28 protein-coding genes are annotated in these 26,107 nt (G+C 58.1%); 22 read left to right on the top strand and 6 right to left on the bottom strand.

Going from position 1 to position 26,107, the window contains the following annotated elements; translation table 11 throughout:
• Positions 1 to 79 precede the first annotated feature (79 nt).
• Positions 80 to 1,045 carry an inositol monophosphatase family protein gene (locus tag HEQ17_RS09845; RefSeq protein ID WP_296292580.1) on the top strand — a complete coding sequence of 322 codons (966 nt, stop codon included), beginning with the start codon at positions 80 to 82 and terminating at the stop codon, positions 1,043 to 1,045.
• Between the two features lie 67 nt (positions 1,046 to 1,112).
• Here HEQ17_RS09845 and HEQ17_RS09850 read toward each other — a convergent pair whose 3' ends face one another.
• Entirely contained in the window at positions 1,113 to 2,444 is a 1,332-nt protein-coding gene (locus tag HEQ17_RS09850) for a hemolysin family protein (RefSeq protein WP_296292581.1), read from the bottom strand.
• A gap of 207 nt (positions 2,445 to 2,651) precedes the next feature.
• On the opposite strand from HEQ17_RS09850, the gene mutS reads away from it, so the two are divergent.
• The 3 genes from mutS to HEQ17_RS09865 are packed head-to-tail and all read left to right on the top strand — an operon-like array spanning position 2,652 to position 6,963.
• Positions 2,652 to 5,324 (top strand): DNA mismatch repair protein MutS, encoded by a 2,673-nt coding sequence (gene mutS / locus HEQ17_RS09855; protein WP_296292582.1) that lies wholly within the window; start codon positions 2,652 to 2,654, stop codon positions 5,322 to 5,324.
• Between the two features lie 11 nt (positions 5,325 to 5,335).
• Positions 5,336 to 6,163: a proteasome-type protease gene (locus HEQ17_RS09860; RefSeq protein WP_296292583.1), complete on the top strand. Its 828-nt coding sequence runs from the start codon at positions 5,336 to 5,338 to the stop codon at positions 6,161 to 6,163.
• Positions 6,163 to 6,963, top strand: a complete 801-nt coding sequence (locus HEQ17_RS09865; protein WP_296292584.1) for an alpha/beta hydrolase — start codon at positions 6,163 to 6,165, stop codon at positions 6,961 to 6,963. Before HEQ17_RS09860 ends, HEQ17_RS09865 begins: the two co-directional genes overlap by 1 nt.
• 106 nt (positions 6,964 to 7,069) lie before the next feature.
• On the opposite strand, the gene HEQ17_RS09870 is transcribed toward HEQ17_RS09865, so the two are convergent.
• The gene (locus tag HEQ17_RS09870) at positions 7,070 to 7,894 is read right to left on the bottom strand and encodes an undecaprenyl-diphosphate phosphatase (RefSeq protein WP_296292585.1); all 825 of its coding nucleotides are present in this window, start codon (positions 7,892 to 7,894) and stop codon (positions 7,070 to 7,072) included.
• 237 nt (positions 7,895 to 8,131) lie between these two features.
• On the opposite strand from HEQ17_RS09870, the gene HEQ17_RS09875 reads away from it, so the two are divergent.
• From HEQ17_RS09875 to HEQ17_RS09910, 8 genes are all read left to right on the top strand, one after another.
• Positions 8,132 to 8,626: a DUF2141 domain-containing protein gene (locus HEQ17_RS09875; RefSeq protein WP_296292586.1), complete on the top strand. Its 495-nt coding sequence runs from the start codon at positions 8,132 to 8,134 to the stop codon at positions 8,624 to 8,626.
• 8 nt (positions 8,627 to 8,634) lie between these two features.
• Positions 8,635 to 10,152: a carotenoid oxygenase family protein gene (locus HEQ17_RS09880; protein WP_296292587.1), complete on the top strand. Its 1,518-nt coding sequence runs from the start codon at positions 8,635 to 8,637 to the stop codon at positions 10,150 to 10,152.
• 39 nt (positions 10,153 to 10,191) lie between these two features.
• Positions 10,192 to 11,325, top strand: coding sequence for a histidine kinase (locus tag HEQ17_RS09885; protein WP_296292588.1), 1,134 nt, complete (start codon positions 10,192 to 10,194; stop codon positions 11,323 to 11,325).
• 123 nt (positions 11,326 to 11,448) lie between these two features.
• On the top strand, positions 11,449 to 12,264 hold the full coding sequence (locus HEQ17_RS09890; RefSeq protein ID WP_296292589.1) for a LytTR family DNA-binding domain-containing protein: 816 nt from the start codon (positions 11,449 to 11,451) through the stop codon (positions 12,262 to 12,264).
• Between the two features lie 99 nt (positions 12,265 to 12,363).
• Positions 12,364 to 13,704, top strand: a complete 1,341-nt coding sequence (locus tag HEQ17_RS09895) for a M48 family metalloprotease (protein ID WP_296292590.1) — start codon at positions 12,364 to 12,366, stop codon at positions 13,702 to 13,704.
• A 10-nt stretch (positions 13,705 to 13,714) separates the two neighbouring features.
• Positions 13,715 to 14,230, top strand: a complete 516-nt coding sequence (locus HEQ17_RS09900) for a TIGR02281 family clan AA aspartic protease (protein WP_296292591.1) — start codon at positions 13,715 to 13,717, stop codon at positions 14,228 to 14,230.
• Positions 14,231 to 14,357: 127 nt separating this feature from the next.
• The gene (locus tag HEQ17_RS09905; RefSeq protein WP_293750641.1) at positions 14,358 to 14,564 is read left to right on the top strand and encodes an AbrB/MazE/SpoVT family DNA-binding domain-containing protein; all 207 of its coding nucleotides are present in this window, start codon (positions 14,358 to 14,360) and stop codon (positions 14,562 to 14,564) included.
• Between the two features lie 2 nt (positions 14,565 to 14,566).
• Positions 14,567 to 14,968: a type II toxin-antitoxin system VapC family toxin gene (locus tag HEQ17_RS09910; RefSeq protein ID WP_296292592.1), complete on the top strand. Its 402-nt coding sequence runs from the start codon at positions 14,567 to 14,569 to the stop codon at positions 14,966 to 14,968.
• A gap of 25 nt (positions 14,969 to 14,993) precedes the next feature.
• Here HEQ17_RS09910 and HEQ17_RS09915 read toward each other — a convergent pair whose 3' ends face one another.
• Entirely contained in the window at positions 14,994 to 15,410 is a 417-nt protein-coding gene (locus HEQ17_RS09915) for a hypothetical protein (RefSeq protein ID WP_296292593.1), read from the bottom strand.
• A gap of 163 nt (positions 15,411 to 15,573) precedes the next feature.
• Here HEQ17_RS09915 and HEQ17_RS09920 point away from each other — a divergent pair, with 163 nt between their 5' ends.
• The 6 genes from HEQ17_RS09920 to HEQ17_RS09945 are packed head-to-tail and all read left to right on the top strand — an operon-like array spanning position 15,574 to position 20,133.
• Positions 15,574 to 17,478, top strand: a complete 1,905-nt coding sequence (locus HEQ17_RS09920) for a glutamine--tRNA ligase/YqeY domain fusion protein (protein ID WP_296292594.1) — start codon at positions 15,574 to 15,576, stop codon at positions 17,476 to 17,478.
• A 3-nt stretch (positions 17,479 to 17,481) separates the two neighbouring features.
• Entirely contained in the window at positions 17,482 to 17,715 is a 234-nt protein-coding gene (locus HEQ17_RS09925; protein WP_296292595.1) for a hypothetical protein, read from the top strand.
• Positions 17,712 to 17,927, top strand: a complete 216-nt coding sequence (locus HEQ17_RS09930) for a DUF2283 domain-containing protein (protein WP_296292596.1) — start codon at positions 17,712 to 17,714, stop codon at positions 17,925 to 17,927. Before HEQ17_RS09925 ends, HEQ17_RS09930 begins: the two co-directional genes overlap by 4 nt.
• Before the next feature lie 21 nt (positions 17,928 to 17,948).
• The gene (locus HEQ17_RS16035; protein ID WP_366938038.1) at positions 17,949 to 18,137 is read left to right on the top strand and encodes a hypothetical protein; all 189 of its coding nucleotides are present in this window, start codon (positions 17,949 to 17,951) and stop codon (positions 18,135 to 18,137) included.
• 53 nt (positions 18,138 to 18,190) lie between these two features.
• Positions 18,191 to 18,985 carry a Dam family site-specific DNA-(adenine-N6)-methyltransferase gene (locus tag HEQ17_RS09940; protein WP_296292598.1) on the top strand — a complete coding sequence of 265 codons (795 nt, stop codon included), beginning with the start codon at positions 18,191 to 18,193 and terminating at the stop codon, positions 18,983 to 18,985.
• A gap of 8 nt (positions 18,986 to 18,993) precedes the next feature.
• Positions 18,994 to 20,133, top strand: a complete 1,140-nt coding sequence (locus HEQ17_RS09945) for a metallophosphoesterase (RefSeq protein ID WP_296292599.1) — start codon at positions 18,994 to 18,996, stop codon at positions 20,131 to 20,133.
• Here the strand turns inward: HEQ17_RS09945 and HEQ17_RS09950 are convergent.
• Complete coding sequence (locus HEQ17_RS09950) at positions 20,093 to 21,064, bottom strand: IS481 family transposase (protein ID WP_296292600.1); 972 nt, start codon at positions 21,062 to 21,064, stop codon at positions 20,093 to 20,095. The two genes, HEQ17_RS09945 and HEQ17_RS09950, sit on opposite strands and share 41 nt — an antisense overlap.
• 211 nt (positions 21,065 to 21,275) lie before the next feature.
• Here HEQ17_RS09950 and HEQ17_RS09955 point away from each other — a divergent pair, with 211 nt between their 5' ends.
• Together HEQ17_RS09955 and HEQ17_RS09960 are read left to right on the top strand one after the other, a co-directional pair.
• Positions 21,276 to 23,168, top strand: a complete 1,893-nt coding sequence (locus HEQ17_RS09955; protein WP_296292601.1) for a hypothetical protein — start codon at positions 21,276 to 21,278, stop codon at positions 23,166 to 23,168.
• A complete protein-coding gene (locus HEQ17_RS09960; protein WP_296292602.1) occupies positions 23,165 to 24,160 on the top strand; it encodes a hypothetical protein in 996 nt (331 codons plus the stop codon). The genes HEQ17_RS09955 and HEQ17_RS09960 overlap by 4 nt, the downstream gene beginning before the upstream one ends.
• 78 nt (positions 24,161 to 24,238) lie before the next feature.
• Here HEQ17_RS09960 and HEQ17_RS09965 read toward each other — a convergent pair whose 3' ends face one another.
• Positions 24,239 to 24,625 carry a type II toxin-antitoxin system RelE/ParE family toxin gene (locus HEQ17_RS09965; RefSeq protein WP_296292603.1) on the bottom strand — a complete coding sequence of 129 codons (387 nt, stop codon included), beginning with the start codon at positions 24,623 to 24,625 and terminating at the stop codon, positions 24,239 to 24,241.
• Positions 24,618 to 24,938, bottom strand: coding sequence for a type II toxin-antitoxin system Phd/YefM family antitoxin (locus tag HEQ17_RS09970; protein WP_296292605.1), 321 nt, complete (start codon positions 24,936 to 24,938; stop codon positions 24,618 to 24,620). The genes HEQ17_RS09965 and HEQ17_RS09970 overlap by 8 nt, the downstream gene beginning before the upstream one ends.
• Positions 24,939 to 25,212: 274 nt before the next feature.
• Between HEQ17_RS09970 and HEQ17_RS09975 the strand changes: the two genes are divergently transcribed.
• Both HEQ17_RS09975 and HEQ17_RS09980 read left to right on the top strand, forming a co-directional pair.
• Positions 25,213 to 25,509: a helix-turn-helix domain-containing protein gene (locus HEQ17_RS09975; protein WP_296292606.1), complete on the top strand. Its 297-nt coding sequence runs from the start codon at positions 25,213 to 25,215 to the stop codon at positions 25,507 to 25,509.
• Positions 25,510 to 25,549: 40 nt separating this feature from the next.
• Positions 25,550 to 26,089, top strand: coding sequence for a DUF924 family protein (locus HEQ17_RS09980; RefSeq protein WP_296292607.1), 540 nt, complete (start codon positions 25,550 to 25,552; stop codon positions 26,087 to 26,089).
• The last annotated feature ends 18 nt before the right edge of the window (positions 26,090 to 26,107 follow it).

Raw genomic sequence — 26,107 nt, forward strand, 5'->3', positions numbered from 1 at the left:
ATGTCCCCACTTTTCGTGAGAAAATCCGCCCTTCGCCGCCGCGATCGTGCGTGGGCCAGTTCAGTTCTTCACACAATTCATGTCGTCCAATCTCCACCCCATGCTCAACGTGGCCATCAAGGCTGCGCGCGCCGCTGGCGCCATCATCAACCGTGCCGCGCTCGACGTTGAAGCGGTTCGCATCTCGCAAAAGCAGGTCAACGACTTTGTCACCGAAGTTGACCACGCCAGCGAAAAAATCATCATCGAGACCTTGCTGACCGCCTACCCAGACCACGGCATCCTGGCCGAAGAGTCTGGCCGCGAATTCGGCAACCCGCTGGCTGACCACATCTGGATCATCGACCCGCTGGACGGCACGACCAACTTCATCCATGGCTTTCCTGTTTACTGCGTGAGCATTGCCCTGCAAGTGCGCGGCAAGATCGAGCAAGCCGTGATTTACGACCCCACCCGCAACGACCTGTTCACCGCCACCAAAGGCCGTGGCGCCTTCATGAATGACCGCCGCCTGCGCGTGAGCAAGCGCATCCGGATGGAAGAGTGCATCATTTCCACCGGTTTTCCTTTCCGCAAGGGCGACAACTTCAACCAGTACCTGCGCATGATGGGGGACGTGATGCAACGCACCGCCGGCCTGCGACGCCCAGGCGCTGCGGCCCTGGATTTGGCTTACGTGGCTGCAGGCTTTACCGATGGCTTCTTTGAAACCGGTCTGTCGCCTTGGGATGTGGCTGCGGGCTCGCTCTTGGTCACCGAAGCCGGAGGCCTGATCGGCAACTTCACCGGCGAGTCCGACTTTCTGGAACAAAAAGAATGCCTGGCCGGTGCGCCCCGCATTTATGGCCAACTGGTCAGCATCTTGGGCAAGTACAGCAAATTTGCCAGCGCGGGCGACAAGGCCAACGTGCGCACCGCCGTGGACGCCCTGAGCCGCGAACGCACAGGCGACACGCACAACCCCGACGCCGAAGGTGATGCGGCCCCAGCCAGCAGCGACGACAGCAGCGAGGCCAAGGAAGTGCGCAAGGACGCGCCGTTTTAAGCGGGCCGCAGGCCCATGCCATGAAAAAAGCACCCTCGCCGGGTGCTTTTTTGTGCCTGAAGGCAGATCAGCTGCCCAGCAACATGACCCCTTCGGCCTCGCACTCAGGGTCGGCGGGCGGCAGGCGCATGGCCAGCACCTTGTCGATGGCGCGGCCATCCATGTCCACGATCTCCAGCTTCCAGCCTTCCCACTCCACCGCGTCGGCCACCTTGGGCAAGGTGCCGGTCAGCAGCATGATCATGCCGCTGAGCGTGTGGTAACGGCCGCGCTCTTCTTCGGGCACGGTGTCCAGGTTCAGGCGGTCCTTGAGTTCGGGCACGGGGATGTGGCCGTCCAGCAGCCAGCTGCCATCCTCGCGCTGCACCGCCCAAGAGGTTTCAGGGTCACGGGGCTGGAACTCGCCCGTGATGGCCTCGATCAGGTCTTGCAGCGTGATGATGCCCTGCACCTCGCCGTACTCGTCGATCACAAACGCCATGTGCACATCGGACAGCCTGAAGTTGTCCAGCAACTCCATACCGGTGATGGTTTCGGGCACATACAACGGGCTTTGTAGCCCTTGCTCGCGCAGCGACTGCGACTTGTCTTTGAGAGCACGCGCGAGCCACTGGCGGGCGTTGATCACGCCCAGGATGTTTTCTATGCCGCCTTGCACCACCGGAAAGCGGGCATGGTCCGACTCTTCGATGTGGCGCAGGTTGTCCTCAAACGAGTCGTCCACATCCAGGCACACAATGTCGGCACGCGGCACCATGAGCGAACCAATCTGGCGGTCGTCCAAACGAAACACGTTGCGCACCATGGTGTGCTCGTGCGACTCGATCACGCCAGCTGAAGTGCCCTCCACCAGCATGGCGTGGATTTCTTCCTCGGTCACGGGCGTGCCCTTGGTCTCCTTCACACCCATCAGGCGCAGCAAGGCGCGGGTAGAGGCCGACAGCAAGAGGACAAAAGGCTTGGTAGCCAAGGCCAGCAGGTGGATGGGTCTGGCCACCAGGCGAGCAAAGGTTTCTGGATAAGACTGCCCGATGCGCTTGGGCACCAGTTCCCCCACCACAATCGAGAAATAGGTGATGGTGATGACCACCAATGCAGTGGCACCAAAGCTGGCATACACCTCGGACATGCCCAAACTGACCAGCCAAGTGGCCAGCGGCGTGGCCAAAGCGGCCTCGCCCACGATACCGTTCAACACACCGATCGAGGTGATACCGATTTGGATGGTGGACAAAAAACGGGTAGGGTCTTCGCCCAATTTGACAGCAGCAGCAGCACCGCTGTCGCCCTCATCAATCAACTTCTGGAGCCTTGCTTTTCTGGCGGTGACCAGTGCAATCTCGGACATGGCAAACAAACCATTCAAGAGGATGAGGGCAATCAGTATCGCTATTTCCATACAAGGGGCCTGTTGGAGCCCTGAAAGTTTCGTTGACAAGATTGTAGAGAATTGCAAAACAGGGTCGCCGTGCTCCCTCTAAAATCAAGGTCCCCACTTCAACGCTGTATTGTTTCTTTCAATCACAGGGCCTCAGGCCAAAGTCAGCTGACCCATGAACCCCACCCCACAAATTGGTGACTGTTCCCCAAATCGGCACTGCCCTTGATGCCCAACGACATGACCACCGCCCCCAAGCGCCTGGCCGACCTCTCGGCCCACACCCCCATGATGGCCCAGTACCTGGGCATCAAGGCGGAGTTTCCGGACACGTTGGTGTTCTACCGCATGGGCGACTTTTACGAGCTGTTTTATGACGACGCCGAAAAAGCCGCAAGCCTGCTCGACATCACCTTGACGCGCCGGGGCCAATCGGCAGGGCAGCCCGTACTCATGGCGGGCGTGCCTTTTCATTCGGTTGAAAGCTACCTGGCCCGCCTGATCAAACTGGGCGAGTCGGTGGCCATTTGCGAACAAGTGGGCGATGTGGCCACGTCCAAAGGCCCGGTGGAGCGCAAAGTGGTGCGCGTGGTCACCCCCGGCACACTGACCGACACCGAGCTGCTCTCCGACAAAAGCGAAGCCATCTTGCTGGCTGTGCACCAGGCCCCCAAAAACCGCTGCGGCCTGGCGTGGCTCAGCGTCACCCAAGGCGTGGTGCACCTGGCCGAATGCGCGCAAGATGAATTGGCCGACTGGATCGACCGCATCAGCCCCAGCGAGCTGTTGGCCAGCGCGGGCATGACGCCCACGTTTGAGCAAAAACTGCGCGGCATCAAAACCGTTGGCCGGGGCAGCTGGTCGTTCGCTCTGCGGCCCGACTTTCAATTTGACGCAGGCCTGGGTCAGCGCAAGCTGCTCGAACAACTGCAAGCCGCTTCACTCGCCGCCTGGAGCGCCGATGCGTTGGCCGACGCGCATGCGGCCGCCGCTGCGCTGCTGACGTACGCCGAACACACCCAAGGCCGCAGCCTGCCGCACGTGCAGCGGGTGCAGGTGCAGCGCTCGGACGCGCTGATTGACCTGCCCGCCAGCACACGCCGCAACCTGGAGCTGACGCAAACCCTGCGCGGCGAAAGCGCTGCCGATTCGCCCACGCTGTTTGCCCTGCTCGACACCTGCATGACCGGCATGGGCAGCCGCCTGCTCAAAAGCTGGCTGCTCAGCCCGCCGCGAGATCGGCAAGTGGCGCAGCAACGCCTGCAAGCCCAAGCCGTGTTGCGTGGCGAGAGCGGCGAAGGCAGCCGAGGGGCCTGGAGCAGCCTACGCGAACAACTCAAAGGCGCAAGCGACGTGGAGCGCATCACCGCCCGCACCGCGCTGCGCCAGGTGCGCCCACGCGAGCTGGTGGCCCTGCGCCATGCGCTGGCGCGTGCGGCGGCGCTGTCGACCCAATTGCAGACCCTGAACCCCGAGCCCGGCAGTTTGCTGGCGGGCATGGCCCGCTGGCTGACCCCGCCCACGCATTGCACCGAATTGCTGCAAATGGCCCTGCTCGAAGAGCCCGCCGCCCTGGTACGCGATGGCGGCATCATCGCCGACGGCCTGGACGCCGAGCTGGACGAGTTGCGCGGCATTCAAACCAATTGCGACGCGTTTTTACTCGACCTGGAAACCCGCGAGAAAGAGCGCACCGGCATCGCCAACCTGCGGGTGCAGTTCAACAAAGTGCACGGCTTTTACATCGAGGTCACGCAAGGCCAACTCGACAAAGTGCCGGGCGACTACCGCCGCCGCCAGACCCTGAAAAACGCCGAGCGCTTCATCACGCCCGAGCTCAAAACCTTTGAAGACAAAGCTTTGTCGGCGCAAGAAAGGGCGCTGGCCCGAGAGAAATGGCTGTATGAAGGCCTGCTCGACCAATTGCAGCCCTTTGTCCCCGCGCTCACCGAATTGGCGCAGGCCATGGCCAGCCTGGACGCGCTGTGCGCACTGACCGAGCGCTCGCTCACCCTGAATTGGTGCACGCCCGAATTCACCCATGAGCCTTGCATCGAGATTCGCCAGGGCCGCCACCCGGTGGTCGAGGCGCGCTTGGCCCAAATGTCGGGGGCCAGCTTCATTGCCAACGACACGGTGCTCGGCCCCAAACAGCGTTTGCAGATCATCACCGGCCCCAACATGGGCGGTAAATCGACCTACATGCGCCAGGTGGCACTGATCGTGCTTTTGGCCAGCATCGGCAGCCACGTGCCCGCCAGCCGCTGCCGACTCGGACCGATTGACGCCATCCACACCCGGATCGGTGCAGCCGACGACCTGGCCAACGCCCAATCGACCTTCATGCTGGAGATGACCGAAGCCGCGCAAATCTTGCACAGCGCCACGCCGCACAGCTTGGTGTTGATGGACGAGATCGGGCGCGGCACCTCCACCTTTGACGGCCTGGCCCTGGCCAGCGGCATCGCCACGCACCTGCACAACAAAACGCAGGCCTTTGCGTTGTTTGCCACGCACTATTTCGAACTCACCGAATTCCCGGCCACGCACACCGCCGCCGTCAACATGCACGTGAGCGCGGCAGAGTCCGGCGCGTCGATTGTGTTTTTGCACGAGTTGCAACCCGGCCCCGCCAGCAAGAGCTATGGCGTGCAGGTGGCGCGATTGGCAGGCATGCCTGCCGCCGTGCTCAACCACGCCCGCCATGCGCTGAGCGCCCTGGAAGCCGGTGCCAGCGAAAGCCGACAACAGGTAGACCTGTTTGCCGCCCCGCCCGAGGCCGAAACCACTGGCCCCAGCCCCATCGAAGTGGCGCTGGCCCAAATCAACCCCGATGCATTGAGCCCCCGCGAGGCACTCGATGCCCTTTATGCCTTGCAGCGCCTGCTGCCCAAAAACTGAAGAGCTGACTCATGACTTATTGCGTTGCCGTCAAAACCCGCGCCGGACTGGTTTTTTTATCCGACTCCCGCACCAACGCGGGTCTGGACCAGATCAGCACCTTCCGCAAAATGATCGTCTATGAAAAAGCAGGCGACCGCTTCATGACCTTGTTGTCGGCGGGCAACCTGAGCATTTCGCAGTCGGTGCGCGAAGTGCTGCAGATCGAAAAACTGGTCGAACCCGGCCAAGACGAGCCGTTGACCATCTGGAACGCCAAAAGCATGTTCGACGCCACCCGTGTGCTGGGCGCGGCAGTGCGCCGCGTGTACGAACGCGACGCCGTCGCCCTGCGCGCCTCGGGCGTGGAATTCAACGTGTCCATGATCTTTGGCGGGCAAATCGGCAACGAAGGCATGCGCCTGTTTCAGGTGTATTCGCCCGGCAACTTCATCGAGGCGACAGACGAAACGCCCTACTTCCAGATTGGCGAATCCAAATACGGCAAGCCGGTGCTCGACCGCGTGATCACCCCCCACACCCCGCTGGACGAAGCGGCCAAATGCGCCCTGGTGTCGATGGACTCCACCCTCAAGTCCAACCTGTCGGTGGGCTTGCCGCTGGACATGGTGGTGTACCAAGCGGGCAGCTTGCACACCGACCGCATCATGTGCATCGACGAGCACAACCCTTACTTTCAGATGCTGCGCTCCAGCTGGGGCGACAAGCTGCGCCAGATGTTCGACAGCATCGAAGACCCGATGTGGCACGGTGGCGCGACCGCTGTCCCGCTCATGGTACCCGCCCAGCGCAACGCCCTGCTCAAGAAAATCACCACGCCTGAAGAGAAGCTGATCTGATGGCGCGCATCATCTTCTCGCACGCCAACAGCTTCCCGGCCAGCACCTACCAAGTGCTGCTCGACAACCTGCGCCAGCGGGGCTTTGTCGTGGATGCGGTCGAAAAATTCGGCCACGACCCGCAATACCCCGTCACCAACAACTGGCCGCATCTGGTGCAGCAACTGGCCGACTTTGCGCGTGACCTACAAGGCGATGGCGAACCCGCTTTTTTGGTGGGCCATTCGCTGGGCGGCATCTTGAGCCTCATGTGCGCCGCACGCCACCCCGAGCTGGCGCGGGGCGTGGTGCTGATCGACTCGCCCGTGCTCGGCGGCTGGCGCGCCACCACCCTCGGCCTGGCCAAGCGCACCGCTTTAGTAGGCTCGGTCTCGCCTGGGCGCATCAGCCGAAAGCGGCGCAACCACTGGCCCAGCACCCAAGCGGCGCTCGAGAATTTTCAGCACAAAAAATCCTTTGCCCGCTGGGACCCTCAGGTCTTGCGCGACTACATAGACCACGGCACCCACGACGAAGGTGGCCAACGCGTGCTCAGCTTTGACCGTGATGTAGAAACTGCCATTTACAACAACCTGCCGCACAAACTCGACAGCCTACTCAAGCGGCACCCACTCAAATGCCCCGTCGCCTTCATCGGTGGCACCCACTCTGCAGAAATGCGCCAAGCCGGCACCGACCTGACGCATCAAGTCGTCCAAGGCCGCATCATGATGCTCGACGGCTCCCACCTGTTTCCGATGGAAAAACCTCTGGCCACTGCTGCGGCCATCGAAGCCACTTTGCGCAATATCGACGCCTGAATCTTGTAGGAGCCCACCCCGTGGGCGATTGGGCGCGACGCGTGCCCCAAAAACCATCGCGCACAGGGTGCGCTCCAACACGGAAAAGCCCTGTCTACAGCCAGAGTCAAGCCGCCCAGGTCACCAAGCCGGTGTAGCTGGTGCCCAGCACCACCAGACCGAACACGATCCGGTACCAGGCAAACACCTCAAAGCTGTTGGTCGAGATGAATTTGAGCAACCAGCGCACACAGACCCAGGCGCTCAAAAACGAAAACACCAAACCCACCGCAAACATGGGCACATCGGCCATGCTGAGCAATGCGCGGTCTTTGTACAGGCTGTAAGCCCCCGCGCCAATCAGCGTGGGGATGGCCAGGTAAAAAGAAAAATCGGTCGCCGCCTTGCGCGACATGCCCAGCAACATGCCGCCGATGATGGTTGCGCCGCTTCGGCTGGTGCCCGGAATCATGGCCAGGCACTGCACCAGGCCCACCTTGAGCGCATCTTGCCAACGCATGTCTTCCACCTCGCCGATGTGCACCGCCACGGCCTGCCTGCGCTCGGCCCACAAAATGATGAAACCGCCAATGATGAAACTGGTGGCCACCACCTCGGGCGTGAACAGGTTCGCCTTGATGGCCTTGCCAAACATCAAGCCCAGGATCACGGCAGGCACAAAGGCGATGAACACATTCAGCGCAAAGCGCTGGGCATCGGCACTGTGCGGCAAAGCGCGCACCGTGCTGCTGATCTTTTGCCAATACACAATGATCACCGCCAAAATAGCGCCCGTCTGGATGGCGATATCGAACACCTTGGCCTTGTCATCGTCAAAGCCCAGCAAGGCCCCGGCCAAAATCAAATGCCCGGTGGACGAGATCGGCAAGAACTCGGTCAGCCCCTCGACCACGCCCATCACGGCGGCTTTCAACAACAACATCAGGTCCACAAACGCTCCTCGAAAAATCTGGGGGGATTATCGCGACATTCGCGCACCGTTGTCCGCACACGCCGCGATCCATGCATTTCACGCAGCCCAATCAGCGTTTCATCGCATCCCGCTTTTCACAAGGTCTGACTGGATCGATATTTCACCCCATCACAGCGCCCCTATCCCGAATGCAGCGCCGTGAGGGGCCACCCCACTGAGGTGGCCGTTGTGTCAATTCCGAACAATGGAAAAACCATGAACAACCAGACCATCCGTCCCATCACACCCCACACACGCCCCCAGTCACCACGCAGTCTGACTGTGCTGCTGGGCCAAGGCTGCGTCCTCCTCGCCCTGGCCGCCAGCGTTCTACCCGCCCAGGCCGCCGACATCACCGTCGATATCCAGCCCTTGCCCAGCAGCGAGGGCTGGGTCATGGTTTCCTTGTTTGAGCGTTCGGCTGACTACCCTCATAACATCCGCTACGGCCAGCGAATCGCGGCCAGTCGTCAAGTGGCGGGGCAGCCACTCCAGTTGGTGTTCACCCAGCTGCAGCCCGGGCGATATGCCCTCTCGGCCTACCAGGACAAAGACGGCAACGGCAAGCTCAACACCAACCTGATGGGCATACCCAACGAGCCGGTTGGCTTTTCCAACAACGCCAAGGCCTCGTTTGGCCAGCCCAGCTTTGACAGCGCGGCATTTGAAGTCGGCCCGCAAGGTGCCCGCGTCAATCTGACACTGCAATGAGGACCGCCATGCAATCCACAAACACCTCATGGAACCGACGCCAATGGCTAGGCGCTTTGGCAGCCTTGGGACTGGGCAGTCTGACCAGCCCTCGCGCCCATGCCGCCACCGCCGAAACAGCCTGGCACAGCAGCTACGCGCCATTCGATGCGCCCGGGTTCAAGGGCAGTCTGCAAACCGAGCGCCTGCCGGTGCAGGGCCAGCTACCCGCCGAACTGCGCGGCACGCTGTACCGCAACGGACCCGCCCGCTTTGGACATGGCAGCAGCCGCCTGACGCACTGGTTTGACGGCGACGGCATGCTGCAAGCGCTGCGCATCGATGGCGGCCAGGTCAGCCACCAAGGCCAACTGCTGGACACCCCCAAGGCCGCACAAGAACTCGCTGCGGGCCGCTTTTTGTATGGTGGTTTTGGCAGCACCGTGGCCCATTCACTGCCCGTGACGCAGCCCGATGTCATCAACCCCGCCAACATCAACTTGCTGTCCATGGACCAGGGACGCAAGCTCTATGCCCTGTGGGAAGCGGGTTCAGCACTGGAGGTTTACCCAGACACCCTGAAAAGCGTGGGCTTCAAGGTCTGGTCGCCCGAAACCGCAGGCGCACCGTTTTCGGCCCACCCCCGGGTGGCCCCTGACGGCACAGTCTGGAACTTTGGCTACATGCCCGGCACCGGCAAACTGCTGATCTACCAGATCGCATCCAACGGCCAACTGCAACGCCAAACAGTCATCACCGTGCCCAATGCCGACATGGTGCACGACTTTGCCATCACCGAGCGGCATCTGGTCTTCTTGTTGCAGCCGCTGAAATATGAACGCCCCGCATCTGGCCTGCCCAACTTGCTGGCAGGCATGCGCTGGGACCCACAAGCACCCATGATCGCCTGCGTTGTTGCCATGGCCGACTGGCACACCACACTGATCGAGATGCCCAACAGCGGCCTTTTCCATCTGGGCAACGCCTTTGAGCGCGGCGATCGCATCCACCTGAGCTATGTGCACCACAAAGACATCCTGCGCATGCGCAGCTTTGACGTATCGCCTGGATTGCCACGCCAAGAACCGCTGGACACCACGTGGACCGAGGTCGAACTGCACACCGCCCGCCGCCGCGCCACCGTACGCCCCACAGACCTGCGGCTGGTCGAGTTTCCTCGCTTTGATCCGCGCCGCGTAGGCCTGCCCCAGAAACTCACGGTCATGCTTCAATACACCCAGGCTCCGGGGCTCCTATTGGGCTTCAGCACCGTGCTGACCACCGACGGCCAGCGTACCCAGCGCCACGACTACGGCACAGACTGGCTGGCCGAAGAACATGTCTATGTGCCCCACCCACACAAGACCGATGAAAACGCGGGCTGGGTGCTGGGCACCGCCTACCACTGGCCCACCGAAAAAACCACGCTCTCGGTCTTCAATGCAGGTCAGATCAGCGCCGGCCCCGTGGCCCGGGTGCAACTGCCTTATGGTTTGCCGCTGGGTTTACACGGGCAATTTGTCGCCCTTTCAGCTCAGCGCACCTGAGCAGATCGCGTTATTCTTTAGGCAAAAGATCTCTCGGCCATGAACACAAACACCCTTCTTGCCTGGCTCCCGCCCCATCACCGACGCCCCTTGCTGCAGCGCCTGCTGATCGTGTGGGGCGTGGCTTTGTTGATCGGCTTGGGCACCTGGATCAGTAGCCGGGCCGACGGGCACCCCAGCACCTTGGATGTGTCGCTGGTTTACGCCTACGCCATCTCCACCTTCGTTTGGCTGCTGACCGATGTGCCGCGCTTTGCCTTCAAACGCCTGCTGCGCTCACAAGCGCCCTACTACTGGCCGCCTGCGCTGCCCGCCACACTCATGCTGTTGGTGGGCATTCCGCTGGGCTTTGTGCTGGGCAGACTGTTGGGCGATGCCTATTCGGGCAGGTCCACCTGGGATTTGCTTGAACACAACCAAAGCCGTTTTGTGGGCCTGATGGTCACCGCCATCGCCATCAGCTTTGCCTTCGTCGCGTATTTCACCCAACGCGGCAAGGCCGAATCGCTGGCCAACGAGGTGACACAGGCGCAACTCATGCTGCTCCAATCGCAGCTGGAGCCGCACATGCTGTTCAACACGCTGGCGCATTTGCGGGCACTGATCGGGCAAGACACCGCGCGCGCCCACGCCATGCTCGACCACTTGAACGACTATTTGCGCACCACGCTGCAGGCCACGCGACTGCCCGTGCACCAAGCGCTGCACCCGCTGGGCGACGAATTCTCTCGTCTGGGCGACTACCTGAGCCTCATGGCGATCCGCATGGGGCCACGCATGGCGTTTGAGCTGGACTTGCCCGATGCCTTGACCAAAGCGCCCGTGCCGCGCTTCATCCTGCAGCCCTTGGTAGAAAACGCCATCCGCCACGGCCTGGAGCCACAGGTCAGCGGTGGCCGCATCGAGGTACAGGCCCGCGCTGAGGGTGCGCTGCTGCTGCTGACGGTGCGAGACAACGGCTTGGGCATCAGCGAACTGACGCTGGCCGAATCGGCCCGCCCTTTGACGCTCATCACCGACCGCCCCAGCGCATCCTGGGGCCTGAGCCATGTGCGCCAGCGCCTGCACACCCTGTATGGCGAACGCGCCGGCATGCACATCAGCCCCTTGCCCACGGGGGGCACCTGCGTGGTGCTGACATTGCCTTTAGACAACCCGCATGACAAAGCATGAAATGCGGCCCCCCACTGCGCGTTCTTTTTGTAGGAGCCCACCCCTGTGGGCGATGGGCGTGGCACACGCCCTGAAAACCATCGCCCACAGGGTGGGCTCCTACAAAGACAAAATAGCCACCCCATGAACACCCCCGCTACCGCACTCATTGCCGAAGACGAGCCGCTGCTGGCCCAAACCCTGCAAAACGAACTGCACGCCCTGTGGCCCGCGCTGCGCGTGCTGGCCACGGCGGGCGACGGCCTGAGCGCTGTGCAACTGGCGCTGCAACACCGCCCCGACGTGCTGTTTTTTGACATCCGCATGCCGGGCCAAACCGGGCTGGAGGCTGCGGCCGAACTGGCCGAAGAATGGCCCGAAACCAAGCCTTTTCCGCTGTTGGTGTTTGTGACGGCTTATGACCAATACGCCCTGGCCGCGTTTGATGCGCAGGCGGTGGACTACGTGCTCAAACCCGTGCGTGCTGACCGGCTGGCCCAAACCGTGGCGCGGCTGCAATACGGCCTGCGCCAGCGCCAGCCCGGTCCCCAAACCAGCGAGCAACTGGACCCGGTGCTCCAGCAACTGCGCGCCTTGCTGAGCGCGCCCACCGACGCCGCCAAACCCGCAGCGCCCTTGCAGCTGCTGCAAGCCAGCGTGGGCAACCAACTGCGCATGGTGCCCGTGGCCGATGTGCTGCACCTGGAAGCGGCCGACAAATACGTGCGCGTGTTCACCACCGACGGCGCAGAAGTGCTGCTGCGCACCCCATTGAAGGAACTCATGCAGCGGCTCGATGCGCAAGTGTTCTGGCAAATCCATCGGGGCTCTGTGGTGCGCGCCACCGCCATCGAATCGGTCACCCGCGACGAATCGGGGCGTTTGAGTTTGCGCCTGAAGGGCCTGCCTACACGGCTGAGCGTGAGCCGCCTTTACGCGCATTTGTTCAAAGCGATGTGAACCTGTAACAGTGTGCAAAAGCGGGGTGAGCTTACAGAGGCAAATACAAAGTGTTGAATAATTCAACAGCACCCAGCAACTGATTGCCAACAGAGCCCCATGCATCACGCACCCCTCTCCCTCGCCTTATCTCGTCAACGACTCACCCGTCGCCACGCTTTGTGGTTGCTCGGTGCCAGCGTATCGGCCACCAGTCTTGGGGCCTTGCAAGGTTGCGCTCAATCGCCCATCACGGGTGAACGTATCTTGGTCGGCATGTCCGAGGTGCAAGAGCGTGCCATCGATGCACAACAGGCTCCGCACCAATTTTCTGAAGACCTCGGTGCTATCCAAGACCCTGCTGTGAACCGCTACGTCAGCGAACTCGGGCGCGAACTGCACACCCGCTCACACCGCCCCGACATGCCCTACAACTACCGGGTGCTGAACGCCAATTACGTGAATGCCTACACATTCCCCGCAGGCGCCATGGGTGTGACGCGTGGCATTTTGGTGGCCATGAAGGACGAAGCCGAACTCGCTGCGCTGTTGGGTCACGAAATTGGCCACGTCACCGCACGCCACTCCGCACAGCGCAGCGGACAAGGTTTGTTGGCCAACGTGACCTTGATGGGCGTGGCGTTGACGGCCAACGAACAATGGGGCAACTTGGCCATGCTGGGCGGACAAATTGGGGCCAGCGCGCTGTTGGCCTCGTATTCGCGCGACAACGAGCGCGAGGCCGATGCCTTGGGCCAAGCCTACATGGTGCGCAGCGGCTATCCGGCCAGTGGCATGGTGCGCTTGCACCAACTCCTGCTCAACGAAGAAAAGCAAGCCCCCAGCCTCTTGCAAACCATGTTCAGCTCGCACCCCATGAGCGCCGAGCGCGTCGCCACCGCCGAGCGTTTGGCCAGCACGCAATACGCCAACACCAGCGGCCTGCCCACCCGGCGCGAACGCTTCATGGACAGCACGGCCAGCGTGCGCCGCATCCAACCCACCATCGAAGCCTGCCAACGCGGCGAAACCGCGATGAGCCGCAAACAACTGCCCCAAGCCCAAGCGGCGTTTGCCCAAGCCATCAAAGCCACACCCAGAGACTACGCCGCCCACATCCGCATGGCCCAATGCTTGCAGGCCATGGGCAAACCCCAAGAGGCGCGTGCTTACGCACAAACTGGCCAAAGCATTTATCCGCAAGAAGCCCAAGCGCAAAAAATCTCGGGTGTGTTGGCCTTGCAACTCAAGCAACCCCAGCAGGCCTACCAAGACCTGACCCGCTTCGACCAAACGCTACCGGGCGACCCTGGCATCACGTTCTTGCGCGGGGTTGCCCTTGAGGGCACCGGTAACCGGCAAGACGCTGCTGTGTTGTACCGCCGCTTTTTACAAGCCAGCAACCAAGGGCAGGCCGCGCAATACGCCGCCACCCGTTTGCAAGCTTGGGGCGTCAGATAAAAAGCCCCCGGTGTCTGATCCATCCCTCCAAAAAATCGCCCGCTTCGGCGCCTTCGCCATCGCCGCCGTATGGCTGGCCGTAGCCGGGGTGCTGTATTTGGTGTTTGAGCGCATCGAGCAAAACCGCCAAGCCAGCCTCAAGCCCTATGCGCTCAGCTCGGGCGACCTGGTCATCCCGCGCCAGCGCGACGGGCATTTTCATGTCGAGGGCGAAGTCAACCGCCAGCCCGTCACGTTTTTGGTGGACACCGGGGCCAGCCATGTGAGCGTGAGCCAGGCGCTGGCCACACAAGCTGGGCTGCCTGCGGGCCAAAGCATCACCTTGCACACCGCCAACGGCCAGCGCCCCGGCCAACTGGTGCGCAGCGTGCCCGTGCGGGCGGGCCACCTGGTGCTCAACGACGCCAGCGTCACCGTGGGCCTGAGCGGCCTGCAGCCCAACCAAGCCCTGCTGGGCCAAGCCTTCCTCAAACACTTCGACGTGGAAATCCGGCGCGACGAGATGGTGCTGCGCCAGAGGCCCTGAAGCATCGGTGATGTGTTTTTGATCCGTGCAGACTGGGGTCGCAGAGATAAGGACAGGCGGCCACTTGTTTTACATTGCCAACCGTGCTACGGTTGCAAATCCGTACAACCCATCAGGATGTAAAACCATGACCACCGTGTCCGTCTCCCCCAAATTCCAAGTGGTGATCCCCAAAGAGATCCGCGAAGCGCTGCAGCTCTTTGCAGGGCAGCGCATGGAGGTACGGCTCAACGACGGCAAAGTCGAGTTTGTGCCCGAGCAGTCGATCCTGTCCTACAAGGGGCGCTGGCCCGGCATCGACAGCACCGTGGTGCGCGACGCCGATCGGGTGTGAGCATGGCACCCATCACCCGGCCAGAACGGCCATGGCATGTGGTGGACAGTTGCGGTTGGCTGGCCTTTTTTGGAGGCGAGGCCAATGCCCCGTTTTTTGAAGCCGCTTTTGCCAAACCCGACGTCTTGATCGTGCCGGCCCTCACCCTTTATGAAGTGGGCAAGCGCATGCTGCAAGAGCGCGGCGAGGATGCCGCCTTGGAGGCTTTGGCCGTGATGCAAAAAGGCCGGGTGGTCCAACTGGCACCCGCCGACTTGTTTGAAGCCGCCAAGACGGCCACCCAGCACAAACTGTCGATGGGCGACGCCATCATTTGGCAAACCGCACAAGTGCACACCGCCATGCTCTACACCCAGGATGCGGGCTTGCGCCACATGCCGCATGTGTTGTTCAAAGCCAAGTGAGCACCTGAACAAACAACGCAGCCGCTCAGTGCCGCTGCCACTGATCGCGCTGATCACGTTTCCCACGCCTGCCACCGCGCTCCTGCTCCTCCTCGCGGAACTGCCTGCGCTCTTGGCCACGCTGCCCACGGTCGTGCCCGTGGCCCCAAATTTGAGCAGGGGGATGAGCCCGGGGCACGAACACCACACGAGGCGGGGGTGGCGGGACATAAATCACACGCGGTGGTGGGGGCGGGGCATAAATGACACGGGGCGGGCCGTAATAGACCGGACCAGGCACACCCACATGGCCGTAAACCTGGGCATGGCCGATGCGCGAATGCACCGACACCGACGGCTCCACAAACACCGGGTGCGCGCAGCCCCCCTGCATCAAAGTCAGACCCAACAACCCGAACAAGGCCAGTGGCCTTGAAAACGACGACTTGAACGGAAAAAGCATGACAAAGTTCCTCTGGTGACATTGGCTTTTCTTGAAAGCAGGCTCCTTGCCCCCTTTAGCGCGCCAGCCTGGGCTTTGGTGCACCGCCACTGCTTTACAGTGGTTTCCAGTCGTAACGGCGCGCACGCAGCCCGACCCGCGCCAGCCCCTAAAATCAAGCGCTATGACTTCCCCCACCCCAGACAACAGCGCCGACCACAAGGTCAGCAACTTCCTGCGTCAGATCATCGACAAAGACATCGAGCAGGGCACGTATGCCAGCCGCCGCTGGGCAGGCAGCCCCGGCGACGCCGCGCACCACGCTGCTGGCCAGCCCGACCCGGCCAAGATCCGCACCCGCTTTCCGCCCGAGCCCAACGGCTATTTGCATGTGGGCCACGCCAAGAGCATCTGCATCAACTTTGGCCTGGCCCAAGAGTACGGCGGCGTGTGCCACCTGCGCTTTGACGACACCAACCCCGAAAAAGAAGACACCGAATACGTCAACAGCATCATCGACGCCGTGAAATGGCTCGGTTTTGACTGGGCGCAAATGGGCCAGGCCCAAGGCGCAGCCGCATCCGAGGACTGCAGCGCCGCGCCCTACCAGGCCAGCGACTACTTCGACTTCATGTACCGCGCAGCCGAGGCGCTGATCCAAGCCGGTCACGCCTATGTGGACGAGCAAAGCGCCGAAGACATGCGCGCCAACCGGGGCGACTTTGGCAAGCCCGGCGTGGACAGCCCTTTCCGCACCCGCACGGTGGAACAGAACCTGACCCGCTTTCGCGAGATGCGCGACGGCAAGTTGGCCGACGGCGCGGCCGTGCTGCGCGCCAAGATCAGCATGCAGTCCCCCAACATCAACCTGCGCGACCCGGCCATCTACCGCATCCGCCGCGCCACCCACCACCACACGGGCGACACCTGGTGCATCTACCCGATGTACACCTATGCCCACCCCATCGAAGACGCGCTGGAGCAGATCACCCACAGCCTGTGCACGCTGGAGTTTGAAGACCAGCGCCCGTTTTACGACTGGCTGATGGAGCGCCTGTGCGAGTGCCAGCTGCTGGCCGCGCCCAGCCCGAAGCAATACGAATTTGCCCGCCTGAACCTGACCTATGTGATCACCAGCAAACGCAAGCTGGCGCAACTGGTCAATGAAGGCAAAGTCAGCGGCTGGGACGACCCCCGCATGCCGACCATCGTGGGCCTTCGCCGCCGGGGCTACACCCCGACAAGCCTGCGCCTGTTTGCCGACCGCATTGGCGTGACCAAGAGCGACAGCTGGATCGACTACAGCACGCTCGAAGGCTGCCTGCGCGAAGACCTGGAAAACAAAGCCCACCGCGGCATGGCCGTGCTCGACCCCGTCAAGTTGGTGCTCACCAACTGGGCCGAGGCCTTTGGCTCAGATGCCTACACCGAAGACTGCACCCAACCCGCCCTGCCCCACAGCGCCATCGCCGAAGGCAAGGATGGGAAAGATGGCACTGAAGGCGCCATGACCCCCTCTGACCGCGTGTTCAAGATCGGCAAAGAAGTGTGGATCGAGCGCGAAGACTTTGAAGAAGTGCCGCCCAAGGGCTACAAGCGCCTGAGCCCGCCAAAGGTGAACCCTGACGGGTCCACGTCCCCCGGCGCTGTGGTGCGCCTGAAAGGCGGCTACGTGATCGAATGCACCGGCTGCGCACGCGACGCGGCGGGCCATGTGACCGAGGTGCACGCCAAAGTCATCCCCGGCACCAAGAGCGGCACCCCCGGCGCCGACAGCGTCAAAGCCAAAGCCGCCATCACCTGGGTTGGCGTGGCCGACGGCGTGCAGGCCGAAGTGCGCCTGTACGACCGCCTGTTTGCCGACGCGCACCCCGACGCGGGCGGCAAAGACTTCTTGCAGTCGCTCAACCCGAACAGCCTGAAAGTGGTGACGGCGTATGTGGAGCCATCACTGGCCCAAGCGCAGCCGGACCAGAAGTTCCAGTTCGAGCGGTTTGGGTACTTTGTGGCGGACCGTGCGGATCATGTGGCGGGGGCCAAGCCGGTGTTCAACCGGGTGACAGGGTTGAAGGACAGCTGGGGCAAATGATCCATGCTGACCACCGACTATTTTCGCAACGACGTATTGGTCAAACGACCGTATTTGCGACAAGAATGGCTGTTGCTGGCCCTTGAGAAACCTTACCGCAAGGAAGTTCAACCCGATGATGGACGCGTTCGGCACTGGGTATGGATCACAGAACTTGAGCGTTACCTGCGCGTCGTCACACTCGATGACGGTAAAACCGTTCACAATGCATTTCCAGACAGGAGATTCAAACCATGAAAATCAGCTACGACCAAGCCACAGATTCTCTCTACATTCATCTGGCTGACCGTGCGTCCGTCGAATCTGATGAAGTCCAAGACGGCGTGGTGCTGGACTTCGACACCAACGGCGCACTCGTCGGCATTGATCTGCAACACGCCAGCCAACGTGTGGACCTCAACAACCTGTCTGTATCCAAGCTACCACTGGGCCATCTGCAAGCGGCTTGAAGAATTTCAAGAGTCATTCCTTTGAAACCACGCCCACAAACCATCCAAATCTTCCTCCCATCCGGCGACCCTCGCGCCGCTGCGCAGCCGGACCAGAAGTTCCAGTTTGAGCGGTTTGGGTATTTTGTGGCGGATCGTGCGGATCATGTGGCTGGAGGGAAGCCGGTGTTTAACCGGGTGACGGGGTTGAAGGACAGCTGGGGAAAGTGAAGCAAGACAACTGCTCTAATTGAAGATTACCGAATTAAGAATCGATTGAAGCAATGTCACTAAAACCCGTGCTTAGGTGGGCCGGTAGCAAACGCAAGCTCCTTCCCAATTTACGGAGCGCCCTACCTCCAACCTTTGAAAGGTATATTGAACCGTTTGCAGGATCGGCAGTTCTGTTCTTCGACTTACTTCCGGAGAAAGCTGTTCTAGGGGACTTAAATCCCGAAATCATTGCGACATATGAAGCAATTCGGGATGATCCGCATGAGGTTTTTGAACTGTTAAATTCTATTCCACTAAATAGTGAAGCGTACTACCTCTTGAGAAGTCTCAACACAAACTGCCTCAAGGCTTCAGAGAGAGCAGCTAGGCTCATCTATTTGATGAAAGCATGTTTCAATGGCGTGTACAGGACCAATAAGTCGGGACAGTTCAATGTACCGATCGGCAGCAGGATCTACTCACTACCTGATCTGAATCAACTCAGACAGCTTTCCTCAGCTCTATCAGGAGTAACTCTGACATGCGGAGATTTTGAACAAAGCATCAAGAACACTACGGAAAATGATTTTGTCTACATTGATCCACCATACAGCGATGGGACTAGGTTTAGAGGTGAGTACGGATACGCGGGTTCATTTGTAAAAACTGATCAAGAAAGACTGGTGGAGGTATGCAGAGGCCTCACAGATCGTGGTACCAAAGTATTGCTATCATTCCGAGAGTGTGATGTACTCTGTGATGCCTTAAAGGGATGGACGCTAAGGAAAATAACAGTAGCGCGAAGTGTCGCTGGGTTCTCTCACTCAAGATGTAAAGCAAACGAAATCCTTGCTTCAAACTACTAAAAAACACTATGCCGAAGCAAACTTTCAGGATCGCCTTGCTGAGTGATCTCCACGCATTCCATCCAACACCTTCACGGAAGGATGTTTCATTTTTGCCTTCCAATCCGCAGGTATCTGATCCTGACCCCTTCGGCACCCTTGACGATTTAATTAAGAAAGAGCGAATAGTTGTTGACCTACTACTTTGTGCTGGCGACATCTGCGATAAGGCAGACATAAGAGGATTTCAATACGCTTGGTCAAAGCTTCACCAGCTTAAGTCCGCTCTAGGCGCCACCGAACTTATTGCCACTTGCGGAAACCATGATCTTAATTCGCGCCACATCGAATCACATGAAGACCCTGATCCAAAAGGCGCCCTCCAGACTATTGCGCCGCAGTTTCCATTTGACTCAGATGATCTTACTAACCACTTTTGGTCTCGTAACTTTGCAATATCCCACCCTTACCCAGAAGTACGAGTACTTGTATTAAATACAAGCGCATTTCACGGCGGCAAAGATCAGGAATTGGACCATGGGAGAGTATCAAAAAGAACAATAGATGCGATTGAGAAGAAAATCAAAAATCAACAAAACGCAGCACTTAATATATTACTTTGCCATCATCACGTTAGGCCGCTAAAGGGACTTTGGGGAACTACACCTGATGGGGAATACATGCAAAAAGGATCGGAACTAATTAGTATGTTATCCACCAGAACAGCTTCGCCCTGGTTAGTGCTGCACGGCCACCGCCACATACCGAATCTTGAGCACAGCAGAGATCCGGATTATGTTGTTATTGGTGCATCAAGTTTTTCTAGTCAATCACATGGGAAATTAAACCAATTTCACATTCTCGACATCGAAGTAGACATTAGCGCCGAACAACCACTGAAGGGAAAAATTGAAACTTGGAGTTGGACTCAACCGTCTGGCTGGCAAAGCTTAGAGGTACGTAGTGAAGACGAAGGGTTTCCTCCGCAATGTGGTTTCGGATCAAGATACCAACCAAGAGCAACTGCCGACAGTCTAGTTGCTCTAATCGGCAACACACCAAATTTCAAAAACTGGGAAGAAATCGTTTCCCACCTTCCAGACGTTGAATATCTAACCCCGGCACAACTTAGATGTCGCATCCCGGATGATCGTAAGGCCGTTTTATAAACAAATGAGGATGAGAAGCGTACCAGTCTTTCATGGCCCTCATCGGTGTTTTGCTTTTGAGCGCTGACTGGGGTAACTGATGGTTGTACAGAGCCACGTAACGCATGAGCGTTTGCTCCAAATCTTCACCGCTGGTGAATCGGTGTGTCTTGAGCACATCAGCGATACGCCCGTTGAAGCGCTCGACCATGCCATTGGTGCGCGGCGTGCGTGGTTTGGTCAGGCGGTGTTCAATGTTCAAGGCTTGGCACAGTTGATCAAACTCATGGTTGCCCGTGGCCTGGCGCTCACGGCTGGCAAACAACCTGTCAGTGAACTCCTTGCCGTTGTCGGTCAGAATTTTCTGCATCTTGATCGGGCACGCCTTGTGCAGGGCATTGAGAAACGCTCGGGCTGCCGCTGCCGTCTTGTGGCTCTTGATCTGCACAAACACCCAGCGTGTGGCGCGGTCGATGGCCACAAACAGATAGCGCCTGCTGGTCTCGTCGGGCATCTGGGGCAGGTATTTGACATCGATGTGGATGAACCCCGGCTCATAGCTTTTGAAGGCTTTATGAGGCTCAGTGGGCTCTTTGGGCCTGAGCGCGTTGAGGTTGCCAACGCCGTGGCGACGCAAGCAACGGTCCAGACCCGAGCGTGTGGCCTGGGGGCAAAGAAACTCGCGGGTGACGGCCAGCAAATCATCCAGGGGCAACAGCAGCGTCTTTCTGAGTTCGACCACGATCTGTTCTTGCGCCGGTGTGAGCGTGGTTTGAAGCTTGTGCGGGGTGTGGGACGCGTCATGAAAGCTGACTCGACCCTTCCACTTGTAAACAGTGCCTTCACTCACGCCGAAGCGCAACGCCAAAGTGGCAGCAGTCTCCGTGCTGGCCGCCATCTCCGCACGGGTGGCGGGCGTAGTACGTGCGTTTTTGTGCAAGGCAATCATCATGACAAGGCTCCCGGGTGGACTGCTGAGGTGACGCAAAGATTGTCTATCAACTGCCGCATGACCTCTCTGGCCATGAACAGCGGATACCGTTTTGAGTCAATGCAATCATCCGGGACGCGACACTTAGACAAGTGGAACAGTTACTCGAAGCAAACAAAGTAAAAATGCATCGCACGCGAGACGGCAAACTTTCCCAAATAGGGAGATCTTCATGAGCGTAAGCAATGCACCTTCACCATTCTTTGGCGCTTACAATGCACGCCATATTAATGCAGAAGAAGTAGCAAACCAGTTTGTCCCTTCAGGCAAGTTTTGGGAACTCATTGCATTGCGCAACTCCCTTTTGATTGGTCCAAGGGGAAGTGGCAAGACTCACCTGCTAAAAATGCTTCAACCCAAGGCACTTGCTGCGTGGCAGGCACCAGAGGCAGAAAGAGCACGAAGTTTAGTTGAGTATTGGGGTGTTTTCACTCCTGCCGATATCAACTGGAAGATGCAAGTCGATCAGAAAGCAATAACTTTAAATGAAGAAGTTGGACAAAAATTCTCAAATGCTGTTTTTTTGTCGCATTTTAGAGAATCGTTTATTACTTGCCTATTGCAACTAACCCGGGATCGACCTAGAAATGATTCCGGTCAGATTAACCTTTCAGTCAATCTATCAAAAGAAAATGAGATAAGCCTTTGTATTGCTCTTGCAAAAACCTGGGGGTTGCAAATAGAAATTCCATCACTTGATGGGCTGAAAGTTGGTATTGTCGAGGAATTAGCCCGTTTAGGGAGGGCCGCAACACAGGACAGACTTTCACCCTACATGCTCAGACTTCTGGGTATGAATTTGCTCGGAGTGGCAAGGGAAATCGCCGAGCACTTTATTCAAGTCACAGGTCTTTATTCATCACGATGGGCGTTGTGCTTTGATGAATTGGAAATCGCACCACCGCAAATTCAAAGAGATCTGTTCGAATATCTAAGATCGACCGACCAAAGATTCATATTTAAGTTAGCTATCAGCCCATCAAACGATGCATCTGGGCTACTGAACTCAGAAGGTGCTGCATCAGCTGGCAACGACTACGATCCTATCCCGCTCTGGTTTACAGATCAACGTGAACGTGAGCTGTTCTGCTCACTCCTTTGGGAGAAGCAATCGGCAGGCACCCCTGCAAAACACCTTTTCCCGCACGCAATACTGCAACGTTCTCGTTTTCAATATTCTAAGTCAGAAGCCGACTACGGTTCGAGACGCTATCAGGGGCGCGATAGCTGGAAGAAGGATTTCAAAGAGTTAGAGCTTAAAGATTCATCCTTTGCGGAGTATCTCAGAAAAAATGGTATCAATAGTGATGCTCTCAATGCCACCTCACCAGAAAAAATGAATTCCGTCGTGCGAAAAGTTGCACCTTTGGTTGGTTTTCGAAATGCCTATTTCGGTTATTCCAAAAATGAAAATAGTCACACACCAGTAAGGAAATTACTAAAAAAAGCTCCAACTGAAATATTTTCTGGCTGGGAAGCGGTATGCACAGCAACAGAAGGGAATCCGCGTTGGTTTAGCGGGATTGCATCTCGACTCATTCTAAAATGGTCTGGAAGTCCAAGTGGAAAGGAGCTTACGCGAGAGCAGCAGACCCAAGAACTTGAATCAGCAGCCAATAAGTTTCTAGCGTGGATCAATGCTATTCCTGTCGATTTAACCGAATACGAAACTACCCGACTTAGTCTTTATGATCTGATTTCTGCAATTGCAAAAGAATTTGAAAATAGTGCTCTCGGCAAGAATTTCACCGCAGACCCAGTCCTTGCTTTCACAGTCGACGAGGCAACTCCCATACAGATCAGAAGATTAATTATGGCTGCTCTAAATATCGGAGCAGTTGTTATTTTCGATGATGATGTAAACTTTACCTCAGCATCCCCTGTAGGCAGAACTTTCCGAATTGTTCACCTACTTGCACCTCATTTTAGTTTACCGATGAGAAAGGGGAAACCCCGTAAACTATCAACGATTCTCATCAATCAAATTAGTCCTCTTGAGAAATTTCGTCCACAACATTTAACCGAGGAAATAACACCAGCTCAACAACTAGGACTTTTTCAATGAATCAAAAATTGAAATTTTACAACCTCTCTAAAGAAGATTGGTCGGAAAAACAGTATGACTTAACAATTTTTGCATTAGGGTTTGAATCGCGGGCCACACATATTCTAAAAGGAATTAATAATTTTCCAAAAAATGGCATCGCGCTAGGTTTCAATTATGGAAAAGAACTGTCATACAAATCTAATTTTGATAGATTCATCGCCTCAAAAGTTGAAGTCAAGGAGGATATTCTTGATTCTGATTTTGAATTAATTATTCACAATGAACTCCACGCCCTTGATGGATATTCTACTAAGTCGATCTTCATCGACGTATCTTGCTTTACTCGATTTCGACTTGCGGCAATAGTCAATCAAATATTCCTTTACTCAAAGCACATGCAGGGCGAACTTGCTGTCGATTTCGCTTACTCCCTTGCTGAGTTTGAAAAGCCAATCACCACAAGATATCCAAACACGGTCGTTGGCCCTGCTCATAGTGCATTTGCTGGATGGTCTCAAGGTGGATACGCTTCTACTGCCGCCGTTCTCGGATTAGGTTATGAACAGGACCAAGCTATAGGCGTTGTAGAGTATCTACAGGCTGGCGAAGTATGGGCTTTTTCACCAAGCTCCCCTATAGAAAAATACAAAATTGCAGTTCGAGAAGCAAATAACTTACTGCTATCAGAAATGAATTCAGGCCAAGTTTTAGACTACGATGTTTGCTCACCAACGTCAATCATCTCTCGACTAGAGTCAGTTGTGCGGGGATTAGGTGATTCGCACAGTGTTGTCTTAGTCCCATTTGGCCCCAAGATATTCGTTCTTTGTTCACTATTAATTGCCGCAATGAAAAAAGAAGTGGCTGTATGGCGCGTCAGTCAAGGCAGCGGAATTAAGGCCTGCGAGCGAATTGCAAGTCACGTCGAGGTAGGACTTCAAATTGTCTTTCCTTCACTGCCAGTTGCTGCGAACACCTCTGACCAAGCCGAATTACCTCACCCATCCTGAAGATGCGCGGCTACACCGACGCGGCATACACCGGCGATGTCAAATCTTTCCATTTGCCCAAAAACGAGTCCACCCTAGTCAAGGCGCTTTCGGCCACAGCCGAACAAAGTCAAACGAGAGTTGCCGGTGGTGCCGAATGGTCAGCAGGACCACCGTCTCTTGGGCTTCCATGGCTGCGTAGAGCACAAGAAAGTCGCCGTGCAGGTATTCGCGCAGCGCGTCCGGCGCTCCCGCAGGCATGGCCGCCAGCAGCGCCAGCGCTTCGGCTGACTGCGGTGGGTTGGCCAGGTAGCGCCGCCCGATGCGCGGAAAGCGCCGCAGGTTGGGGATGACAGTGGCGCGAATCTCGGCCAGCAAGTCATCGAACGCAAAGCCAGCATCCGCTTCCACCAAGAACGCCTCAATGGCGTCCAGGCGCTCCAAGAAACTGGCGGTCAGCTCGACCCGGTACAGCGGGTCAGCCACGTTGCTTGGCGGGGAGTTTGGTGGCGGTCTTGCGCCGCTGTTGCAGCTGGGCCAGGGCCGCGTCTGCTTCAACCGTGCGGCCCGCTGCGATGTCGGCCAAGCCGCGCTTGGCGTCGTCGATCAACAGCAGGTGGATGCGTTCGCGCTCCAGCCGGTGGTAGTAGTCCAGTCGGTCCGAATCGATCAATGCGACGTAGCTCTCGCCGTTTTTGGTGATGATCTTTTCTGCGCCAGCCTTGGCCTGGTCGGCCAGTTCGGACAGATGGGAACGTGCTTGCGTGAATGGCACGACATCGCTGGCAGAAAAACCCATGACTGTCTCCTTGGACATTGCAGAATTCTGCGCATTTTAAAGCGAATACGTGACCAACCTGAAAACTGAATTTGGACGGTGGAAGCCCATTCACGCAGCGAAGCATACAGCACTCATAAAAGGCAAAAGCATCACGCAAATAGATTGCCTTTGGGTTCATTTTTGCCTTATTTGGGGGATGGAGGGGTATGGTCGGAAGCACGCCACCGTCCTTATGAAATTATCAAAACGGATATAAAATGAAACGCGCCCAGTGTCGAGAAGGCAAACAGTCATGAGCAACAAATTGAACATGGTCGTTGGCAGAGACAACGTCTTTCACGATCTTGGCTTTGCCGAACCCGAAGCACAAAACCTGTTGCTGCGTGCCGATTTGGTCTCGCACATCCGCAAGGTCATCCTCAAACTCGACATCACCCAAGCCGAAGCCGCACAACGCGCTGGCATCAGCCAACCGCGCATGAACGATCTGGTGAAGGGCCGCACCCATAAATTCACGCTTGACGCACTCGTCAACGTGGCGGCGAAATTGGGTTACACCGTCAAGCTGTCTGTGAAGCGGGCGGCTTGATGGAATGGCTGTTCTGGCTGCGTCCAACAGCGCTATCGCAATGAACCCACAAACTGTCCTCCACTTCTGGTTCACCGAACTCACCCCCAAGCACCACTTCGCCAAAGACGCCGCATTGGATGAAGCCATCCGCACCCGCTTCGGTGCCACGCTGGATGCTGCGGCGCGGTGTGAGTTGTTTGCCTGGCGCGCCACACCCGAGGGGCGCTTGGCCGAGGTCTTGGTGCTCGACCAGTTCTCGCGTAATGTGTACCGCGACACGCCACGCGCCTTTGCGCAAGACGCGCTGGCCTTGGCGCTGGCACAAGAGCTGGTGGCCAGCGGGCAAGACCGCAGCCTGCCCTTGGCGCAGCGCAGCTTTGCGTACATGCCCTACATGCACAGCGAGTCCGCCCTGGTGCATGCGCAAGCGGTGGTCCTGTTTGATCAGCTGGGCATGGGAGACACCCTGCGCTTCGAGCAGCGCCACCAAGCCATCATCGAGCGCTTTGGCCGCTACCCCCACCGCAACGCCATCCTGGGCCGCGAGTCCACGCCTGAGGAGCTGGCGTTTTTGAGTGAGCCGGGGTCGGGGTTTTAGACGAGCCACCCTGAGTGG

This window comes from Limnohabitans sp. (genome assembly GCF_023910625.1).
In the GTDB taxonomy this organism is placed as follows: Bacteria; Pseudomonadota; Gammaproteobacteria; order Burkholderiales; family Burkholderiaceae_C; genus Limnohabitans_A.

Excerpts from the sequence above, each read along its gene's own strand:
- HEQ17_RS09845 (WP_296292580.1), top strand. The coding sequence starts at position 80 with ATGTCGTCCAATCTCCACCCCATGCTCAACGTGGCCATCAAGGCTGCG.
- HEQ17_RS09850 (WP_296292581.1), bottom strand. The coding sequence starts at position 2,444 with ATGGAAATAGCGATACTGATTGCCCTCATCCTCTTGAATGGTTTGTTT.
- mutS (WP_296292582.1), top strand. The coding sequence starts at position 2,652 with ATGCCCAACGACATGACCACCGCCCCCAAGCGCCTGGCCGACCTCTCG.
- HEQ17_RS09860 (WP_296292583.1), top strand. The coding sequence starts at position 5,336 with ATGACTTATTGCGTTGCCGTCAAAACCCGCGCCGGACTGGTTTTTTTA.
- HEQ17_RS09865 (WP_296292584.1), top strand. The coding sequence starts at position 6,163 with ATGGCGCGCATCATCTTCTCGCACGCCAACAGCTTCCCGGCCAGCACC.
- HEQ17_RS09875 (WP_296292586.1), top strand. The coding sequence starts at position 8,132 with ATGAACAACCAGACCATCCGTCCCATCACACCCCACACACGCCCCCAG.
- HEQ17_RS09880 (WP_296292587.1), top strand. The coding sequence starts at position 8,635 with ATGCAATCCACAAACACCTCATGGAACCGACGCCAATGGCTAGGCGCT.
- HEQ17_RS09885 (WP_296292588.1), top strand. The coding sequence starts at position 10,192 with ATGAACACAAACACCCTTCTTGCCTGGCTCCCGCCCCATCACCGACGC.
- HEQ17_RS09890 (WP_296292589.1), top strand. The coding sequence starts at position 11,449 with ATGAACACCCCCGCTACCGCACTCATTGCCGAAGACGAGCCGCTGCTG.
- HEQ17_RS09895 (WP_296292590.1), top strand. The coding sequence starts at position 12,364 with ATGCATCACGCACCCCTCTCCCTCGCCTTATCTCGTCAACGACTCACC.
- HEQ17_RS09905 (WP_293750641.1), top strand. The coding sequence starts at position 14,358 with ATGACCACCGTGTCCGTCTCCCCCAAATTCCAAGTGGTGATCCCCAAA.
- HEQ17_RS09910 (WP_296292592.1), top strand. The coding sequence starts at position 14,567 with ATGGCACCCATCACCCGGCCAGAACGGCCATGGCATGTGGTGGACAGT.
- HEQ17_RS09915 (WP_296292593.1), bottom strand. The coding sequence starts at position 15,410 with ATGCTTTTTCCGTTCAAGTCGTCGTTTTCAAGGCCACTGGCCTTGTTC.
- HEQ17_RS09920 (WP_296292594.1), top strand. The coding sequence starts at position 15,574 with ATGACTTCCCCCACCCCAGACAACAGCGCCGACCACAAGGTCAGCAAC.
- HEQ17_RS09925 (WP_296292595.1), top strand. The coding sequence starts at position 17,482 with ATGCTGACCACCGACTATTTTCGCAACGACGTATTGGTCAAACGACCG.
- HEQ17_RS09930 (WP_296292596.1), top strand. The coding sequence starts at position 17,712 with ATGAAAATCAGCTACGACCAAGCCACAGATTCTCTCTACATTCATCTG.
- HEQ17_RS09940 (WP_296292598.1), top strand. The coding sequence starts at position 18,191 with ATGTCACTAAAACCCGTGCTTAGGTGGGCCGGTAGCAAACGCAAGCTC.
- HEQ17_RS09945 (WP_296292599.1), top strand. The coding sequence starts at position 18,994 with ATGCCGAAGCAAACTTTCAGGATCGCCTTGCTGAGTGATCTCCACGCA.
- HEQ17_RS09950 (WP_296292600.1), bottom strand. The coding sequence starts at position 21,064 with ATGATGATTGCCTTGCACAAAAACGCACGTACTACGCCCGCCACCCGT.
- HEQ17_RS09955 (WP_296292601.1), top strand. The coding sequence starts at position 21,276 with ATGAGCGTAAGCAATGCACCTTCACCATTCTTTGGCGCTTACAATGCA.
- HEQ17_RS09960 (WP_296292602.1), top strand. The coding sequence starts at position 23,165 with ATGAATCAAAAATTGAAATTTTACAACCTCTCTAAAGAAGATTGGTCG.
- HEQ17_RS09970 (WP_296292605.1), bottom strand. The coding sequence starts at position 24,938 with ATGGGTTTTTCTGCCAGCGATGTCGTGCCATTCACGCAAGCACGTTCC.
- HEQ17_RS09975 (WP_296292606.1), top strand. The coding sequence starts at position 25,213 with ATGAGCAACAAATTGAACATGGTCGTTGGCAGAGACAACGTCTTTCAC.
- HEQ17_RS09980 (WP_296292607.1), top strand. The coding sequence starts at position 25,550 with ATGAACCCACAAACTGTCCTCCACTTCTGGTTCACCGAACTCACCCCC.